The organism is Mycobacterium sp. DL592 (assembly GCF_011694515.1).
Taxonomy (GTDB): Bacteria; Actinomycetota; Actinomycetes; order Mycobacteriales; family Mycobacteriaceae; genus Mycobacterium.
On the sequence record NZ_CP050192.1, the window covers coordinates 1947108 to 1958671 of the forward strand.

Annotated in this window: 14 protein-coding genes; 9 read left to right on the forward strand and 5 right to left on the reverse strand. The window is 69.2% G+C overall.

What is annotated here, in order from left to right; translation table 11 throughout:
• Nucleotides 1-8 precede the first annotated feature (8 nt).
• Together lhgO and HBE64_RS09385 are read left to right on the forward strand one after the other, a co-directional pair.
• Nucleotides 9-1208, forward strand: a complete 1200-nt coding sequence (lhgO, locus tag HBE64_RS09380; protein ID WP_167100747.1) for an L-2-hydroxyglutarate oxidase — start codon at nt 9-11, stop codon at nt 1206-1208.
• Nucleotides 1209-1351: 143 nt separating this feature from the next.
• On the forward strand, nt 1352-2374 hold the full coding sequence (locus HBE64_RS09385) for a TIGR03617 family F420-dependent LLM class oxidoreductase (protein WP_167100750.1): 1023 nt from the start codon (nt 1352-1354) through the stop codon (nt 2372-2374).
• 4 nt (nt 2375-2378) lie between these two features.
• Here HBE64_RS09385 and HBE64_RS09390 read toward each other — a convergent pair whose 3' ends face one another.
• Entirely contained in the window at nt 2379-2846 is a 468-nt protein-coding gene (locus HBE64_RS09390; RefSeq protein ID WP_243841555.1) for a MarR family winged helix-turn-helix transcriptional regulator, read from the reverse strand.
• Nucleotides 2847-2900: 54 nt separating this feature from the next.
• Between HBE64_RS09390 and HBE64_RS09395 the strand changes: the two genes are divergently transcribed.
• Complete coding sequence (locus tag HBE64_RS09395) at nt 2901-3770, forward strand: DMT family transporter (RefSeq protein WP_167100753.1); 870 nt, start codon at nt 2901-2903, stop codon at nt 3768-3770.
• On the opposite strand, the gene HBE64_RS09400 is transcribed toward HBE64_RS09395, so the two are convergent.
• Complete coding sequence (locus HBE64_RS09400) at nt 3767-5209, reverse strand: MFS transporter (RefSeq protein WP_167100756.1); 1443 nt, start codon at nt 5207-5209, stop codon at nt 3767-3769. The genes HBE64_RS09395 and HBE64_RS09400 overlap by 4 nt on opposite strands.
• Nucleotides 5210-5303: 94 nt before the next feature.
• Here HBE64_RS09400 and HBE64_RS09405 point away from each other — a divergent pair, with 94 nt between their 5' ends.
• A complete protein-coding gene (locus tag HBE64_RS09405; protein ID WP_167100759.1) occupies nt 5304-6116 on the forward strand; it encodes an acyl-CoA thioesterase domain-containing protein in 813 nt (270 codons plus the stop codon).
• Nucleotides 6117-6124: 8 nt separating this feature from the next.
• On the opposite strand, the gene HBE64_RS09410 is transcribed toward HBE64_RS09405, so the two are convergent.
• The gene (locus HBE64_RS09410; RefSeq protein WP_167108987.1) at nt 6125-7300 is read right to left on the reverse strand and encodes a P1 family peptidase; all 1176 of its coding nucleotides are present in this window, start codon (nt 7298-7300) and stop codon (nt 6125-6127) included.
• A gap of 62 nt (nt 7301-7362) precedes the next feature.
• Here HBE64_RS09410 and HBE64_RS09415 point away from each other — a divergent pair, with 62 nt between their 5' ends.
• The 4 genes from HBE64_RS09415 to HBE64_RS09430 are packed head-to-tail and all read left to right on the forward strand — an operon-like array spanning nt 7363 to nt 10089.
• Entirely contained in the window at nt 7363-8211 is an 849-nt protein-coding gene (locus tag HBE64_RS09415; protein ID WP_167100762.1) for a sulfurtransferase, read from the forward strand.
• Between the two features lie 2 nt (nt 8212-8213).
• On the forward strand, nt 8214-8450 hold the full coding sequence (locus HBE64_RS09420) for a hypothetical protein (protein ID WP_167100765.1): 237 nt from the start codon (nt 8214-8216) through the stop codon (nt 8448-8450).
• Nucleotides 8447-9643, forward strand: coding sequence for a thiolase family protein (locus HBE64_RS09425; protein WP_167100768.1), 1197 nt, complete (start codon nt 8447-8449; stop codon nt 9641-9643). Before HBE64_RS09420 ends, HBE64_RS09425 begins: the two co-directional genes overlap by 4 nt.
• Nucleotides 9640-10089, forward strand: coding sequence for a Zn-ribbon domain-containing OB-fold protein (locus HBE64_RS09430; RefSeq protein ID WP_167100771.1), 450 nt, complete (start codon nt 9640-9642; stop codon nt 10087-10089). The genes HBE64_RS09425 and HBE64_RS09430 overlap by 4 nt, the downstream gene beginning before the upstream one ends.
• Nucleotides 10090-10093: 4 nt before the next feature.
• On the opposite strand, the gene HBE64_RS09435 is transcribed toward HBE64_RS09430, so the two are convergent.
• Nucleotides 10094-10291: a long chain fatty acid-CoA synthetase Faa4p gene (locus HBE64_RS09435; RefSeq protein ID WP_167100774.1), complete on the reverse strand. Its 198-nt coding sequence runs from the start codon at nt 10289-10291 to the stop codon at nt 10094-10096.
• A gap of 217 nt (nt 10292-10508) precedes the next feature.
• Between HBE64_RS09435 and HBE64_RS09440 the strand changes: the two genes are divergently transcribed.
• Nucleotides 10509-10883, forward strand: a complete 375-nt coding sequence (locus tag HBE64_RS09440; protein WP_167100777.1) for a DUF1801 domain-containing protein — start codon at nt 10509-10511, stop codon at nt 10881-10883.
• Nucleotides 10884-10889: 6 nt separating this feature from the next.
• Here the strand turns inward: HBE64_RS09440 and HBE64_RS09445 are convergent, their stop codons facing one another.
• Nucleotides 10890-11537 carry a response regulator transcription factor gene (locus HBE64_RS09445; RefSeq protein WP_167100780.1) on the reverse strand — a complete coding sequence of 216 codons (648 nt, stop codon included), beginning with the start codon at nt 11535-11537 and terminating at the stop codon, nt 10890-10892.
• Nucleotides 11538-11564 lie beyond the last annotated feature (27 nt).

Consider the following 11564-nt stretch of genomic DNA (forward strand, 5'->3'; position numbering starts at 1 on the left):
GCCGCATCATGGCTCGCACCGCCTATGACCTCGTCGTGGTGGGCGCCGGCATTGTGGGGCTGGCCGTCGCGCGGGAATGGCTGGCGCGACGTCCGCAGGATTCGGTGGCGGTGCTTGAACGTGAAGCCGGGCCGGCACGCCACCAGAGCGGGCACAACTCGGGAGTCATCCACGGCGGCATCTACTATCAGCCCGGTTCGCTGAAAGCACGGCTGTGTGTCGAGGGCGCGCGACTGATGTATGAGTTCTGCGAGCAGCACGGCATCGCCCATGAGCGCTGCGGCAAGCTGATCGTGGCGGTCTCCGCCAGTGAACTGCCGCGACTGGACGACCTGGAGGCCAGGGGCCGGGCCAATGCCGTGCCAGGCCTGCGCCGGGTCCGCGCGGCCGAGATCACCGAGATCGAGCCCAATGCCGTTGGTGTGCAAGCACTGCACGCGCCCAACACCGGCATCGTGGACTATCCGGCGGTTGCGCGGGCACTGGTGCAGGAGCTGACTGCGGCCGGTGCGACGATCCGGTTCGGCACCGACGTCCGCAGTATCGACGGTGCGAAGTCACCGGTGGTGCTCACCGGTCATGGTCCGGTGCGGGCCGGGACTGTGATCGCCTGCGCCGGATTGTGGTCCGACCGGTTGGCCCGGCGTGCGGGAGCTCCGCGCGACCCCCGGATCATCCCATTCCGCGGCGCCTATCTAGGACTCACGCCGACCGCACAGCCGCGTCTAAACGGCATGATCTATCCGGTGCCCAACCCCGAACTGCCGTTCCTGGGCGTGCACATCACCAAGCACATCGACGGTTCGGTGAGCCTAGGTCCGACCGCCATGATGGTGGCGGCCCGCGACGGCTACTCGCTGCGCCGTTGGAACTGGCGCGACGCGTGGGAGTCGGCGAGCTGGCCGGGCACCTGGCATGTGGCGCATAGATATTGGCGGGTCGGGTTCGACGAGATCCGGATGGCGGCGAGCCGGCGCGCATTCGTACGCGCCGCGGAGCGCTACATGCCGGGTTTGTCGGTGGCCGACCTCGACGGGACCGCGCACGCCGGGGTGCGGGCCCAGGCCGTCGGCCGCGACGGCACCCTTGTCGACGACTTCGTGATCTCCCGCATCGGTGCGGTGTCCCATGTGCGCAACGCCCCCTCGCCGGCGGCCACCTCGGCGTTCGCGTTGGCGCGCGAACTCGTCGACCGGGTCACTGCCTGACGGTCAGTACTGCCGGTTCGGCCCGCAGCAGCTTGAGCATGGTGAGGTAATTGCCCCAGTCGAAGTAGAACCGTGCTGCGGTCATCGCCGAAGGCTAAGTCGATAAAATTGACAATGTCAAGCAAATGTTAAGGTGGGGCGCGATGAAGGTTTACGCGGGAATGGATCCCCGGCTGCCGCTGCGCGACGTCGCCGGGTATGCACGCCGTGTCGAACAGCTGGGATTCGACGGCCTGCACATCGCCGAGACCATTCACGACTCGCTGGCGGTGGCACTACTCGCCCTCGAACACACCGCCGCCATCACGGTTCGCACGTCGATCACCCTGGCCTTCGTGCGCAGCCCCACCCTGGTGGCCTACACCGCATGGGATCTGGCGGTCATGTCGGGCGGCCGTTTCGAACTCGGGCTGGGCAGCCAGATCAAGCAGAACGTCCGCGACCGCTACGGCATGCCGTGGAGCGAACCGCGATCCCGGATGCGCGACTATCTCGGCGCGCTGGAGGCCCTCTTTACGGCGTTTCGCACCGGCGGGCGGCTGGACTTCCAGGGGCAGTGCTACCAATTGACCCGTCTGCAGCCCTATTTCAACCCCGGCCCCGACGACGCCGTCGCCCCGCCACCGATCTGGCTGGGTGCGGTGAACGCCGGAATGTGTGAGCTGGCCGGCGAACTGGCCCTCGGCGTGGTCACCCACTCCACCAACTCCGACCCGGGCTACCTGCGCGACGTCGTCCGGCCGGCCCTCGACCGGGGCGCGGCGACGGCGAAACGCGCTGCCGCACCAGCGATCATCGCGTCCTGCGCGATGGCTACCGGCGCCGGCGACGCGGCCGTAGCCCGCGCCCGGGAGCGGCAACGCGGCCTGCTCGCCTTCCTGTACTCCACACCGGCCTACGCGCCCGCGCTCGAACGCCTCGGCCTGACCGATCTCGCCGGCCGGTTGCGCGCGGTGGTCAAGGACCAGCGCTGGTCCGAGCTGCCCGCCGTGCTCACCGACGCGGTGCTCGACACCCTGCTGGTGTCGGGGCGCTACGACGAGCTGCCGGCGATCCTGCGGGCGCGCTACGGCGAGCTGGCCGACGGTGTCCAACTGCCCCAGATCGCCGATCCCGGCGACGACGAAGCCCTGCGCGCGTGCATCGCCGCCCTGCAGGCCCGCTGAGGGGTCAGTCGTCGATCGGAGTGCCCACCGAGTCGTCGAAGAACCGGGTCAGCAGCCGGTCGAACTCGTCGAGTTCGGCACGCGTCCAGCCCGACAGGGCACGCTGCAGATGACGGCGCCGGACCTCCTGCAGGGAACCGGCGACTCGCCGTCCGGTCCTGGTGACAGCGATGAGCGTCACCCTCGCGTCGGCCGGATCCGGCTCCCGCGTAGCCAGTTTCGCATCGACGAGGATGCTGACCTGCCTGGTCGCCATGCCGACGTCCATGTGTGCGGCGCGGGCCAGCGCACCCATCGACTGCGGGCCCCCGTCGATCAGGACGCGTAGCAGAACGTAGGACGGCTGGGTCAGGACGACGCCGGCGGCCGCGGCCTGCCGGGCGAACATCGACCGGCTGCCGCTGAGTCGCATCACCTGGGCCAGCGTGTGGCTGATCGAGTCGAGCGACTCGTCCTTCGGTGAAGAACTCACTGAGCGTCCGTTCCGGCGTGGGGTGCCTGAGTGTCCTCTGCAATCATGCCAACCATGCCCGCTCACTCTGCGAGGACCGGTGCGGCCCTCGCGGTCGGAGCAATGGTGTGCGTCCAGCTCGGCCTGGCGGTCGCCGTCGGCCTGATTGGCCGGATCGGCACCGACGGTGCGGTCTGGCTGCGGCTGACGTGGGCCGGACTGCTGTTCCTGGTGCTGGTGCGCCCCCGCCCGTCGGCGTTCACCAGGACCACCTTCGCGACGTGCGTGGTGCTGGGCGCCGTGACGGCGCTGACCACGCTGCTGTTCATGGCCGCACTCGCGCGGATTCCGCTGGCGACCGCCAGCGCGCTGGAGTTCCTCGGACCGCTCGGTGTCGCGGTGGTCAGCGGCCGGGGCCGGGGGCGGCTCGTCTGGCCCGCGCTGGCCGGCGCCGGTGTCCTACTGCTCACCGAGCCGTGGCGCGGCACCGTCGACGTGACCGGCGTGTGGCTCGCCCTGGGTGCGGCGCTGTGCTGGGCGGCCTACATCCTGCTCACCCAGCGCGTCGGCGACGGCGTCGACGGGCTGGCCGGCCTCGGTGTCTCGATGCCGGTCGCGGCGCTGGTCGCCACCGCGGCGGTCGGCCACGCCGTGATCCCCAGAATGACGCCGGGGTTGATCCTCGTCGGGTTCGGGCTGGCACTGCTGCTGCCGATGACGCCGTTCGTGCTGGAGCTACTGGCGTTGCGTCGCCTGAACGCCGCCGCATTCGGCACACTCATGAGCCTGGAGCCGGCGCTGGCGCTGCTGATCGGATTCCTTGTGCTGCAACAGGTTCCGACGGCGCTGGCGATCGTCGGTATCGGCTTCGTGGTGGCCGCCGGGATCGGGGCGGCCCGTGGTGGCACCAGGGCGCAGCCCGGCCCGGAGACGGCGGCGCGCTAGCCCCACTCATGGTTCATCGCTCGCGAATCGGTGATGTCGTCCAGCGATTCCAGGCGCCGTAGCCGCGGCCGCGTGGTGGCGACGAGTACGAGCGCGCCGAGCGCGGTGACCGCGCCCAGCACGAAGATGGCGATGAAGCTGCTCTCGGCGGGATAGCCGTCATGTGAGCGGCTCAGCAACACCGCGACGATCGCGGCGGCCACCGAACTGCCGATGGTCCGCGCGATCGCGTTCATGCTCGTCGCGACACCGGTCTCGCCGGCGTCCACCTCCTGGACGACGAGGGCGGGCAGCGCCCCGTACGCCAGGCTGATGTAGGCGTTGGCCAGCACGGTGGCGGCGATGACCTGCCACGGCAGGTCGTGCAGGACGGCCAACAGGGTGAAGCCGATCACGCCGGCCACCGCGCCGACCACCAGCACGATGCGGGCCCCGTAGCGGTCGATGTAGCGGCCGCTGAGCACCGCGGTGACGAAGCCGGCAATCGCGCCCGGAAGCAGGAACACCACGCTGGCACCCAGGACCGAGGCGCCGAACCCGTATCCGCTGGCCACCGGGGACTGAACGAAGTCGGTCAGGCCGAGGAAGCTCAGATACAGGCCCATCCCCACCAACACGGTGGCGATGTTGGTCAACAGGATCGGACGCCGGGACAACATCGCGGTGGACACCAGGGGCTGCGCACAGTGGCGTTCCCACCACCACCACGCGCCGAGGGCCGTCAGGCCCGCGACGGCGCAGCCGATCGTGCGCCCAGACGCCCACCCCCAACCCGGGCCCTGGGTGATCGCCAGCAATACGGCGGACAGCCCGACGCCCAGCCCGAGCGCTCCTGCCCAGTCGATCGTGCCCGAGGCCGTGCGCGGCCGGGACGGCACGACGAGCAGCACCATGACGATCACCATCGCGGTGAACGCGGTGGTGAGCCAGAACACCCGGTGATAGCCGGCGTCGCCGCGCATCAGCAGACCGGTCACCACGAGCCCCATGCCGCCGCCGAAGCCGAGTGTCCCGGACAGCACCGCCATCGCCCGCATCAGCCGCTCCGGTGGCAGTTCGTCGCGCAGGATCGACACGCTGATCGGGTACAGCGAGTACGAGGCGCCCTGGAGGACTCGCGCGATGATCAGCAGCGGAAGGGACGCCGTCAGCGCGGCCAGCAGCGATCCGGCGAGCACGACGGCCAGCACGACCAGCAGGACCCGCCGCTTGCTGTAGAGGTCGGCCAGCCGGCCGATCAGTGGGGTGGTGGCCGCGGCGGCCAGCAGGTTGGCGGTGACGGCCCAGCTGACGTGAACCGTGGAGGCGTTGAGCTGGCGGGCGATCACACCCAGGATCGGCACCACCCCGGTCTGCAGGACCGCGACGGTCAACGCAACCACACTCAGCGTCGCCACAAGGACCGCCGGCCGAGGGTGACCGGAGCCCAGATCAGACACTCGTGGTGTTCCCTTCTCCTCGCCCCGACCCCTTGATTATGTCGACTAAGCATCCGGGCGCGGACACCGGAGTGCCTTGTGCGAGGATGCGCGGATGGGGAACGGCCCGGCGCATTTCACGGCGGAAGCAGACGGCACCTTCCAGCCGACCAAGTGGGCGCAGAGCCGCTGGGGCGAGGACATGCTCAACGGCCCCGCGGTCGTGGCTTTGGCTGCCTGGAGTCTCGAGCGTGACTACGGGGCGCAGGGGTTCCTTCCAGGCCGGCTCACCGTCGACCTGTTCAAAGCGGCCCGCAAACGGCCAACCCATGTGCGCACCCGCCTGATTCGCGACGGCCACCGGATCCGCAACTCCGAATGCGATGTGGTCCAGGGTGAGATCGTCGTGGCGCGTGCGACGTTGGTGCAGTACCGCACGTCCGAGCCGCCGCCTGGCGAGGAGTGGATTGGGGATGCCTCGTTCACCCCGCCGCTGCAGACCCACGAGAACGCCTACCTCATCGGCAGCGACGGCGCCGGCTGGGACACCCGCGGCGGGGCACACCAGAACACCACCCGAAAGCGCTTCTACCACAAGCCGATCGATGCGGTCGCCGGCCAGGTTCTAACCCCGTTCGTGCGTGCGGTGATCGTCGCCGAGGCCACCAGCCTGGTCTGTAATCTGGGAACCAAGGGGATCGGGTACATCAACGGCGACCTGACGGTGGCGCTCACCCGCTTACCGCACTCGGACTACGTTGGCCTGCAAGCAGAATCGCACTGGGCGGCCGACGGTGTGTCGGTCGGCACGGCGACCCTGCACGACGGAGACGGCCCGTTCGGTACCGGGATGGTCACCGCGATCGCCAACCCGGCCGCCCAACTCGACTTCGGCGGCTTCAACGCCGTGCCCAATCTGCAGGTGTGACCGGACGGCTACAGCAGAGCTCGCAGATCGTCGTGCGGTAGCGCGGGGGAGCGGTGCCCGTCGCGCCCGACCATATCGGTGTTGACCACCAGCGCGTTGAGCACAGCTTCCTCGACCGCTTGGACCACCGCGGTGTACATGACATCCATTCGGCCCCAGGGCAGGAACCTGAGGTGGCCGAACTCGTCGTCGGTGGGTTCACCAGTGGGGAAGCGGCTGGCCAGGCCGGGCGCCGGCGCGGTGGAGAACGCCAGGAAGATGTCGCCGGAGAAGTGGCTGCCGGTGGTGCCGGTGCGCGCCAAGCCCAACGGGACGCGGCGGGCCAGCGCCCTGCACTGGCCTGGCAGCAGCGGGGCGTCGGTGGCGATCACCGCGATCACCGAACCGGCACCCGGCGGCGGACGGTTCAGGTCGCGCTCGAACCAGTCGCCGGCCAGTGGATTGCCCACGCCCAGTAGGGGTCCCACGTGCCGGCCAGCCACCGTGAGTTCCTCGCGCGAGCCGAAGTTGGCCTGGACGAAAGCGCCGACAGTGAAAGTGTGGCTGGCGTAGCGCACCAGACGTGACGCAGTTCCATTGCCGCCCTTGAACTCATAGCAGTTCATCCCGGTCCCGCCACCGACCGATCCTTCCGCGACCGGGCCGACCGTCGCGCCGTCGAGGGCCACCTCGGCATGTTCGGGGCGCACGTGCCCGCCGTTGATGTCGTTGAGGTAGCCGTCCCAGGTCTCGGCGCACACCGGAAGCAGCCACTGGCGAGCCAGGACCGGGTCGACCCGGTTCACCCAGGAGATCACCCCGGTGTGGCAGGCCCCGACGGCGTGCGTATTCGACAGCAGCACAGGGAGATTGAAGGAGCCGGCCTCTTCGATCCAGGTCGTTCCGGTCATCTCGCCGTTGCCATTGAGGGAATGCCAGCCCGCCGCGCACGGCTGACCGACGCCGGCGCGACCGCGCGGCAGGATGGCGGTGACCCCGGTGCGGACCGGCCCGCTGCCGACCACCAGCGGCCCCTCGCCGCTGACGAGGGTGACGGTGCCCACCTCGACTCCCGGCACGTCGGTGATCGCATTGAGCTCTCCGGGCTCCCCGGACACCGCGATACCCAGGCCCCGGGCGCGGGGTCGTCCGTCGGGGGCGTACGCCTGCGGCGAATTCACCCCGCCGACCCTACCGCCGGTCATCGGCTGACACACCCGCACGCGATTGGGCATGATCGTCTGCGAGACGACGGGAAGGGACAACGATGACGAGCCGCTCCGGGGTGCTGACCACGGCTGAGGAACTTATCAGCCGGATCCGCGGCGGCGAGCCGGTGACGATCCTCGATGTGCGCTGGCAGCTTGCCGAACCCGACGGCCGCGCCGCCTACCTGTCGGGGCATCTGCCCGGTGCGGTCTACGTCTCGCTCGACGGCGAACTGAGCGATCACAGCGTCACCGGCCGCGGCCGTCACCCGCTGCCCTCGGGTGCCCCCCTGACCGCAGCCGCGCGGCGATGGGGTGTGCGTCAGGGCCGTCCGGTCGTGGTCTACGACGACTGGAATCGCGCCGGTTCGGCACGGGCCTGGTGGGTGCTGCGGGCCGCGGGCCTGGAAAACGTCCGCATCCTCGACGGCGGGCTGGGAGCGTGGAAGGCCGCAGGGGGTCAGCTGGAGCAGGGCCCGGTCGACCCGGAACCCGGTGACGTGACGCTGCCCCACGACGACCTGTATGCCGGGGCGATGCCCACCTTGAGCGCCGACGAAGTGGACTCGGTGCTGCTGCTCGACGCCCGTGCACCGGAGCGTTTCCGCGGCGACGTCGAACCGGTCGACCCCGTGGCCGGGCACATCCCCGGTGCCCGCAACCTGCCGAGCACGTCGGTACTCGCCGAGGGCGGCACGTTCGCGACCGATCCCGCGGTCCGCGATCAGCTGGCGCTGTGCGGCGCTGACGGCAGCGCGCCGGTGGGCGTCTACTGCGGATCGGGCGTCACTGCGGCGGTGACGGTCGCGGCGCTCACCGCGCTCGGTCAGCCTGCGGCACTGTTCCCGGGGTCCTGGTCGCAATGGAGTTCCGAGGACGGGCGCCCGGTGGCGCGCGGGGCGCAGTGACCATGTCCACGTGGTGGACCTACTTGAGGATCCAGGGGTTGATCTTCGTCTTTGGCATCGTCGGGCCGATCTTCTTGATCCTCTACTTCGTGGTCCAACCCGACCCGACGGTCAAATGGATGTACTACACAGGTCTGGTGATCACCGCCGTCGACATCCTCATAGCGCTGTCGCTCACCGAACAGGCGCTGGCAGCGCGCCCGCCGGTGAAGACCCGCGACACCGACGAGCAGACGTGAGCAGAGGTCCGTTCGACGGCAAGGCCGTCATCACTGGTGCCGGTAAGTCCGCGGTCGGGCGCAGGCTGGGTCGCACCGGCTTGGACCTGACGCTGGAGGCGGTGTTGCGCGCGATCGCCGATGCCGGGCTGTCGGTCGACGACGTCGACGGCATCGCCAGCTATCCCGGCCCGGCCGCCGCGGGGGCCGGGTTCTCCGGGGCCAGCGTCACCGAGGTGCGCACCGCCCTCGGGCTGCGCAGCCGCTGGTACATGTCGTCGCTGGAGACCGCGGGCCAGATCGGCCCGGTGATCGAGGCATGCATGGCGGTGGCGCTCGGCCTGGCCAATCACGTCGTGGTGTTCCGGTCGGTCTGGGAGTCCACGGCTGCCGCGCACGCCGGCGGTGGCCACGCCTCGGTGCTGCTCGGCGGTGGCGGCAAGTTGCCCGTGCAGATGGAGTGGACGGCGCCGTTCGGGGCGCTGTCGGCCGCCAACTGGCTGGCCATGCCGGCCCAGCGCTACATGCACGATTTCGGGCTGACCCGCGAGCAGCTCGGGGCGATCGCGATCAACGCCCGCCGCAACGCCGGCGGCAATCCCGATGCGGTCTACCGCGATCCGATGTCGATGGAGGACTATCTTTCGGCGCGGATGATCTCCGAACCATTGTGTCTGTTCGACTGTGACGTTCCGTGCGACGGCGCCACCGCTGTCATCGTGTCGCGCCGCGACGCCGCGGCAGGCCTGCCACGCCACCCGCTGACCGTGGAGTCGGTGGGCCCCGGGATGTTCGAAAGGCCAACGTGGGAGCAACGTTTCGACATCACGACGATGGCGGCTCACGATTCGGCGGCGACGCTTTGGGACAACACCTCACTGCGGCCGGCCGACGTTGACATGGCCCAGTTGTACGACGGGTTCAGCTTCCTGACCGTGATGTGGTTGGAGGCGTTGGGATTCTGCGAACACGGCCGGGTCGGCGAGTTCATCGAAGGGGGAGAACGAATCGCGCTCGAGGGGCAGCTGCCGTTGAACACCAGCGGCGGCCAGCTCTCCGGCGGGCGCCTGCACGGGATGGGGTTCCTGCACGAGGCCTGTGTGCAGCTGTGGGAAGAAGGCGGTGAGCGTCAGGCCGTACGCACGCCGGACCTGGTGGCCGTCGGGGTCGGCGGCGGGCCGGTCGCCGGTTCGATGCTGGTGAGCAGCCGATGAGTGACAGGGGCTACCAGCGCCCCGCACTGCGGCTGGCCCCTAGTCCCACACCGGAATCCACCGCCTTCTGGACCGGTGGGCGCAACGGCGACCTACTGATCTCACGCTGTCACGCTTGCGGGCACTTCTTCCACCCGCCCGGCCCGGTCTGCTGGCGCTGCCGCAGCGCCAACGTCGCACCGGAGAAGGTGTCGGGACGGGCAACGGTCGCGGCGTTCACCGTCGACCGGCAGCCCTGGATACCGGGATTCGAGCCGCCCTACATCGTGGCGATGGTCGAACTCGCCGAGGAGCCGGACACCCGGCTGATCACCAACATTGTCGACATCGCACCCGAGGACATCCGGGTGGGGCTGGAGGTCGAGGTGTTCTTCGAAGACTGGACCGCACTGTCCGGCGATGAGGACAGCCGGGTGTGGATACCGCTGTTCCGGCCGGTGCGATGACCGATCAGTCGCGAACCCACACCGAGATGTAGCCGATCGGAATCCCGGTGTGCGTGGCGATGCATTCGCGGGCAGCGAGTTCGACTGCGGCGCGGGTGTTCGCCTCGGTCACCTCGTTGATCTCGGGGATGGCGACGATCCACCGGTTGTTCTCCGGGCGGATGTCGATCTCGAAGCACTGACCGGCGACGGGGCGCAGCACACGGTGGGAACGGACGCTACGTTGCGGACGATTGGAGAAGCCGCGAGTTCTGTACAGGGTGCGCATCTTCTTGCTTTCCGAAACGTTTTTGGGCCGCCGGAAAAGATACAACCCGTCCGGCCGAATCTCCAAATCCGTGTCAAGGGTTTATCGCAGCATTCGTCCAGGTAATTCATAATTGCGACAACCCGTTGACCGCCGACGAGAGCCAACCACCATGGACGACAACGTTTCCCCAGCGCAGCGTATCGACGCGCGGATCGCCGAACTGGATGACTGGCGCGGTGAGATGCTGGCCCGGATCCGGGCGGTGATCAAGCAGGCCGACCCCGACGTCGTCGAGGAATGGAAATGGCGTGGCGTTCCGGTGTGGTCGCACGCCGGCATCATCTGCACGGGGGAGACCTACAACAGCGTCGTGAAGGTGACATTCGCCAAAGGGGCGGCGCTGCCGGATCCGTCCGGATTGTTCAACTCGAGTTTGGACGGCAATACCCGGCGGGCCATCGACTTTCGGGACGGCGACGTCGTCGACGACGAGGCACTGACCGCGCTCATCCACGCGGCGGTGGCGCTGAACACGTCGCGGTAGCCGCGGTCATTCCAACAGACGCCGCCGCATCGCCTCGGCGACCGCTGCGCCCCGGTCGGACACGCCGAGCTTCTCGTAGAGCTTCTGAATGTGGGTGCGCACCGTCGCCGGCGAGAGGTGGATCTGCTTGCTGATTTCGGGCACCGAGAAGCCCTCGGCGATGAACCGGACGACTTCCAGCTCGCGCGATGTCAGCACCATCATGTTGCCCTTGGCGCGCTTGCGGACCTCGCTGGCCAGACCCCGGGCCAGCTCGGGCGGCACGACCTCCTCGCCGCGGGCGATGGCCCGCACGGCGTCGACTACCTGCTCCGGTGGGGCCTCCTTGCTGATGAAGCCCAGCGCCCCCGACGACAACGCCTCGTAGACGATGCTGCTGTCGTCGAACGCCGAGACCAGCAACACCTTGGTGGGAAGTTCGTCGCGGGACACCGCATTGGCCAGTGCCACCCCGTCGAGCCCCGGCATCTTGTAGTCGACCACCGCGACGTCGGGCGTCAGCTCCCGGATGGCGTCGAGCGCGGCGCGGCCGTCGGCGGCCTCGCCGACCACCTCGATGCCGCCGCTGGCCCGCAGCACCCGGACCATGCCTTCGCGGAACAGCGGGTGGTCGTCACACACCACCACGCGGGTGCGGGTCTCCGACGTCTGCATGTCGCCACCCCGCCTTCCTTGCGACTG

Coding starts and splice junctions, on each gene's coding strand:
- lhgO (WP_167100747.1), top strand. CDS start 9: ATGGCTCGCACCGCCTATGACCTCGTCGTGGTGGGCGCCGGCATTGTG.
- HBE64_RS09385 (WP_167100750.1), top strand. CDS start 1,352: ATGAAGGTTTACGCGGGAATGGATCCCCGGCTGCCGCTGCGCGACGTC.
- HBE64_RS09395 (WP_167100753.1), top strand. CDS start 2,901: ATGCCCGCTCACTCTGCGAGGACCGGTGCGGCCCTCGCGGTCGGAGCA.
- HBE64_RS09405 (WP_167100759.1), top strand. CDS start 5,304: ATGGGGAACGGCCCGGCGCATTTCACGGCGGAAGCAGACGGCACCTTC.
- HBE64_RS09410 (WP_167108987.1), bottom strand. CDS start 7,300: ATGACCGGCGGTAGGGTCGGCGGGGTGAATTCGCCGCAGGCGTACGCC.
- HBE64_RS09415 (WP_167100762.1), top strand. CDS start 7,363: ATGACGAGCCGCTCCGGGGTGCTGACCACGGCTGAGGAACTTATCAGC.
- HBE64_RS09420 (WP_167100765.1), top strand. CDS start 8,214: ATGTCCACGTGGTGGACCTACTTGAGGATCCAGGGGTTGATCTTCGTC.
- HBE64_RS09430 (WP_167100771.1), top strand. CDS start 9,640: ATGAGTGACAGGGGCTACCAGCGCCCCGCACTGCGGCTGGCCCCTAGT.
- HBE64_RS09440 (WP_167100777.1), top strand. CDS start 10,509: ATGGACGACAACGTTTCCCCAGCGCAGCGTATCGACGCGCGGATCGCC.
- HBE64_RS09445 (WP_167100780.1), bottom strand. CDS start 11,537: ATGCAGACGTCGGAGACCCGCACCCGCGTGGTGGTGTGTGACGACCAC.